The organism is Specibacter cremeus, assembly GCF_003946885.1.
GTDB classification, from domain to species: domain Bacteria; phylum Actinomycetota; class Actinomycetes; order Actinomycetales; family Micrococcaceae; genus Specibacter; species Specibacter cremeus.
Genome location: NZ_RWKQ01000087.1, coordinates 1 through 5,174 on the forward strand (window position 1 = coordinate 1; position 5,174 = coordinate 5,174).

The following is a 5,174-nucleotide window of genomic DNA, read 5'->3' on the forward strand; positions in this document are numbered from 1 at the left end:
CAGCGGGCCGCCCACGGCCCGGACGGGGTACGACAGCGAACCCCGCCCCTCCGAATTGCCCCTTGTTCAGCGCCCTCCTAGGCCAGCAGCGTGGCGCCCGGGATGGCGTTGAGCAGGTCCTGCGTGTACTGCTGGCGCGGGTTGGCGAACACGTCATCCGTGGTGGCGGACTCGACGACGCGCCCCTTCTGCATGACGGTCACGTTGTCGGCGATCTGCCGGACCACGGCCAGGTCGTGCGTGATGAACAGGTAGGTCAGGCCCAGCTCCTCCTGCAGCTCGGCCAACAGGTTCAGGATCTGCGCCTGCACCAGCACGTCCAGCGCCGAGACGGCCTCGTCACAGACCACCACCTCCGGGTTCAACGCCAAGGCGCGCGCGATGGCGACACGCTGGCGTTGGCCGCCGGAGAGCTCGTTCGGGAAGCGGTGCATGGCCGCGGCCGGCAACGACACCTGGTCGAGCAGTTCGCGCACCTTCTTCTCCCGCGACTTGGCATCGCCGACCTTGTGGATGCGCAGCGGCTCCTCGATGGTCCGGAAGATGTTGAACATCGGGTCGAGGGAACCGTACGGGTCCTGGAAGATCGGCTGCACGCGGCGGCGGAAGTCGAACATGGTCTTGCCCTTGAGCGTGTTCACCTCGACGTCGTCGAACTTGATGCTGCCGGACGTCGGCGTGAGCAGGTTCAACACCATGTTCGCCACCGTCGACTTGCCAGAACCCGACTCGCCCACGATCGCCGTCGTCGTCCCCCGCGGCACGACGAACGACACGTCGTCCACGGCCTTGAAGTCGACCTTCTTGCCCTTCGCGTCGCGGATCTTGAAGACCTTCGTCAGGTTCGTGACGTTGATGACGTTGTCGGTCCGCGCCGCTTTCCGGGCGACTGCCGGGACCGCCCCTGCCGCCGGGGGCGTTTCACGGGCCGCCAGCTGGGCCCGCTCCGACTGCAGCCGGCGCGAGGCCAGCGACGGTGCGGAGTTGACGAGCCGTTGCGTGTACGGGTGCTTCGGGTTGCGCAGCAGCTCCAACGCCGGCCCGGACTCCACAACCTGGCCCTTGTACATGACAACGACCTTCTCGGCACGTTCCGCGGCCAGGCCGAGGTCGTGCGTGATGAGCAGCACCGCGGTGCCCAGCTCGGTGGTCATCTTGTCCAGGTGGTCCAGGATTTGCCGCTGCACCGTCACGTCCAGGGCGGAGGTGGGCTCGTCGGCGATGAGCAGGCGTGGACGGCAGGCCAGGCCGATGGCGATCAGCGCGCGCTGGCGCATGCCGCCGGAGAACTCGTGCGGGTACTGCTTGGCCCGGCTGACCGGGTCGGGCAGTCCGGCCTCGGCCAGCACCTCGGCCATGCGGGCCTTGGCGTTGTTCCCAGCCAGGCCGTTGGCCCTGAGCGTCTCCTTGACCTGGAAGCCGATCTTCCACACCGGGTTCAGGTTGGACATCGGGTCCTGCGGGACCATGCCGATCGAGTTGCCGCGCAATTCGATGATGCGCTTCTCGCCGGCGTGGGTGATGTCCTCGCCGTCGAAGATGATCTGCCCGCCGCTGACGTGGCCGTTGCTGGGCAGCAGCCCGATGGCGGACAACGCGGTGGTGGACTTGCCCGAACCGGACTCGCCCACGATCGCGACGGTCTCCCCCGGCATGACGGTCAGGTGCGCGTTGCGCACCGCGTTGACCGGGCCGTTGGAGGTGTTGAACGTGATGGCGAGGTCGCGGATCTCCAGCAGCGGGATTTCGGCGCCGGGGATCGCCCCATTTTCAGTGGTTGTCACCGTGGCTCACCTCTTCCTTGCTTTGGGGTCGAGGGCATCGCGCAGCGCGTCTCCGAGCATCATGAAGCTCAGCACCGTGATCGACAGGAACAGCGCCGGCCACAGCAGCACCGACGGGTTGTTGCGCAGCGAGACCTGGGCGGCCGCGATGTCGTTGCCCCACGACATGATGCTGCCGGGCAATCCGATGCCCAGGAAGGACAGCGTCGACTCGGCCACGATGAACGTGCCCAGCGAAATCGAGGCCACGACGATGACGGGTGCCAGCGAGTTCGGCACCACGTGCTTGACCAACGACCTGAACCGGGACAGGCCCAGCGCCTTGGACGCCGTCACGAAGTCCGCGCCCCTGGCCTCGATCACGGCGCCGCGGGTGATGCGGGCCAGCTGTGGCCAGCCGAAGATGATCAGCGTGATGATCACGGTCCAGACGCTACGGTTGTCGCGGAACGCGGGCAGCTGCATGATGACGATGGCGCCGAGGATCAGCGGAAGGGCGAAGAAGATGTCGCCCAGCCGGGCCAGGATCGCGTCGAGCCAGCCGCCATAGAAGCCGGCAAGGGCGCCCATGATGCCACCGATGACCACGACGCCGATGGTCGTGAACACGCCGACCATCAGGGATGCGCGCGTGCCATAGATGACGCGGGCGTACACGTCGCAACCCTGCAACGTGAAGCCGAACGGGTGTCCGGCGGCGGGGCCGTTGCTGGAGAAGTCCAGGCTGCATTGGGTCGGGTCGGTGCGGGTGAACAACTGCGGGAAGACCGCCACGACGATCACCAGCAGGATCAGCAGGGCGGAGACGATGAACAGCGGCCGCCTGCGCAGGTTGCGCCAGGCGTCGGCCCACAGGCTCAACGGCGCCGCGGCCTCATCGACCTTGTCCGTGGCCTGCAGCGGGGTTTCCTCCAGCGGCGCCACAAAGTGTTCGATGACGCGGCGGGAGGTCTTGCCTTGGCGGGCGGCCGGGGTCACCGGGGCCTCGCCGGTTTCGGGTGTGGAGTTCTCAGGCATAACGGATCCTCGGGTCGAGCCAGGCGTACAACAGGTCCACGACGAGGTTGGCGACGACGAAGACGACAACCAGCAGGCTGACCACGGCCACCACGGTGGCGCTTTCGCCCTTCAGCACGGACTTGTACAGCAGATTGCCGATCCCGGGGACGTTGAAGATGCCCTCGGTGACGATGGCGCCGCCCATGAGCGCGCCAAGGTCGGCGCCCAGGAACGTGACCACGGGGATCAGCGAGTTGCGCAGGATGTGCACGACGACGACGCGGCGGCGCGTCAGGCCCTTGGCCGTCGCGGTGCGCACGTAGTCGGCGTCCTTGTTCTCCAGGACCGACGTGCGCGTCAACCGGATGACGTAGGCCAGCGAGACGAGGCCCAGCACGAGCGCCGGGAGGATGAGTTCCAGCCAGGTGGCGTTGCCGCTGACGGTCGGCCGGGCCCACTCGAGCTTGACGCCGATCACGAACTGCAGCACGAAGCCGAGCACGAACGTGGGGACGGCGATGACCAGCAGCGAGGCAACCAGGACGGTGGCGTCGAACCACTTGCCCTTGCGCAGGCCGGCGATGACGCCGAAGATGATGCCGAACACGGCCTCGAAGGCCAGGGCCATGAAGGCCAGGCGTGCGGTGACGGGGAAGGCCCGCCCGATCACGGCCGACACTTGCTGCCCGGAGAACGTCTGGCCCATGTTCAGGGTGACGAGGTTCTTCAGGTAGAGGCCGTATTGGATCCAGAAGGGCTGGTCCAGGTTGTATTGGGCCCGGAGGGCCGCCTCGACGGCCGGAGCCATCGGCTTGCCGCCGGACAGTGCGGCGATGGGGTCGCCGGGGGTGGCGAAGACCAGGAAGTAAACCAGCAGCGTCGCACCGAAGAACACGGGGATCAGCTGCAGGACACGTCGGAGCGCGAACATGACCATTACGCCATCACCACTCCCAGGGTTCCTTGTCGCTCATAGCTCATGAAAATACCTGTTCAATAGGGGTCGGTGCACCCGCGCCGCGGGATCGCCGCAGCCGTGCGCACGAATAAGGGGGACGCGAGAGGTGTCGCGTCGGACGTGCGGGAGGGGGACCCGGCCTTTCGACCGGGTCCCCCTCCCGTCGTTCACGATCAGTTTAGATTACTTGCCCGTGATGGCGTAGTAGATGGGCACACCGTTCCAGCCGAACTTGACGTCCTGGACGTTGTTGCTCCAGCCACCCTGGACCGCCTGGTACCACAGCGGGATGACGGGCAGGTCCTTGAGCAGGATCTCCTGGGCCTGGTTGAAGATCTTGTTGCCATCCTCAACCGTCTTGGCGGCCAGGCCCTCCTTCAGCTTCGCGTCGAACGCGGGGTTCGAGTAGTTGCCGTCGTTGGAGCCGGCGCCGGTGCCGTACAGCGGGCCGAGGAAGTTGTACAGCGACGGGTAGTCGGCCTGCCAGCCGGCACGCGAGGCGCCGGTCAGGTTCTTCTTGCCGATGGCGTTGCGCAGCTCCTTGAAGGACGAGAACGGCTTGCCCTCGGCCTTGATGCCCAGGGCGTTCTTGATCTGGTTCGCGGCCGCGTCCACATACTCCTTGTTGCCGGCACCGTCGACGTTGTACGCGATGGTGAACGTCTGGGAGGCGTCCCACGGGGAGATCTTGTCGGCCTGGGCCCACAGGTCCTTCGCCTTGGCGGCGTTGTAGGTCAGGACTTCGTTGCCCGGCAGGCTGGCGTCGTAGCCGTCGAGGACGGGCGAGGTGAAGTCCTTTGCGGCCTTCTTGTTGCCGTGGAAGATCTTGTCGATGATCTGGTCGCGGTTGATCGACATTGAAATGGCCTGGCGGCGGAGCTTGCCGGCGTCGCCGGAGAATTCCTTCAGGTAGCTCGGGATCGTCAGGGTCGCGTTGCCGGCGTATGCCTGGTTGACGGAGCGGTCACCCAGGTCGGACTTGAAGTTGGCAAGCTCGCTCGGCGGGATCTGGTCCAGCACGTCAAGGTTGTCGGACTGCAGGTCCTTGTAGGCCGCGTCCGTGTCCTGGTACATCTTGAACGTGATGCCGGCGTTCTTCGGCTTCTCCGGGCCCGAATACTTGTCATTCGGGACGAGGGAGATCTGCACGTCGTGCTGCCAGCCGTTCGCCGCCAGCTTGTACGGGCCGTTGCCGATCGGGTTCTGTCCGAATCCCTTCGGGTCCGCGAACGCCTCCTTGGGCAGCGGGTAGAACGCCGTGTAGCCGAGGCGCAGCGGGAAGTCGGACTCGGGCTCGGACAGCTCGACCGTGAAGGTGTGGTCGTCCACGACCTTCAGGCCCTCCATCTTGTCAACCGTGGAATTCGCGGCGCTGACCGTGTCGTAAGGGTTTGCGAAATTATGACTTAGGATTTTGGTTCGTGTCCCCTTAA

Annotated in this window: 4 protein-coding genes; all 4 read right to left on the bottom strand. The window is 66.0% G+C overall.

Annotation, left to right across the window (positions count from 1 at the left end; translation table 11 throughout):
• Positions 1-77: 77 nt before the first annotated feature.
• Positions 78-1,784, bottom strand: coding sequence for a dipeptide ABC transporter ATP-binding protein (locus EJC77_RS20090; RefSeq protein ID WP_125617049.1), 1,707 nt, complete (start codon positions 1,782-1,784; stop codon positions 78-80).
• Between the two features lie 6 nt (positions 1,785-1,790).
• Positions 1,791-2,801, bottom strand: a complete 1,011-nt coding sequence (locus EJC77_RS20095; protein WP_125617052.1) for an ABC transporter permease — start codon at positions 2,799-2,801, stop codon at positions 1,791-1,793.
• A complete protein-coding gene (locus tag EJC77_RS20100; protein WP_125617055.1) occupies positions 2,794-3,720 on the bottom strand; it encodes an ABC transporter permease in 927 nt (308 codons plus the stop codon). The genes EJC77_RS20095 and EJC77_RS20100 overlap by 8 nt, the downstream gene beginning before the upstream one ends.
• A 204-nt stretch (positions 3,721-3,924) precedes the next feature.
• A partial coding sequence (locus tag EJC77_RS20105) for a peptide ABC transporter substrate-binding protein (RefSeq protein WP_164520512.1) occupies positions 3,925-5,174 on the bottom strand: 1,250 nt, incomplete at its 5' end.

What these genes read in the sequence shown, in the direction of transcription:
- EJC77_RS20095 (WP_125617052.1), bottom strand. Translation starts at nt 2,801, where the DNA reads ATGCCTGAGAACTCCACACCCGAAACCGGCGAGGCCCCGGTGACCCCG.
- EJC77_RS20100 (WP_125617055.1), bottom strand. Translation starts at nt 3,720, where the DNA reads ATGGTCATGTTCGCGCTCCGACGTGTCCTGCAGCTGATCCCCGTGTTC.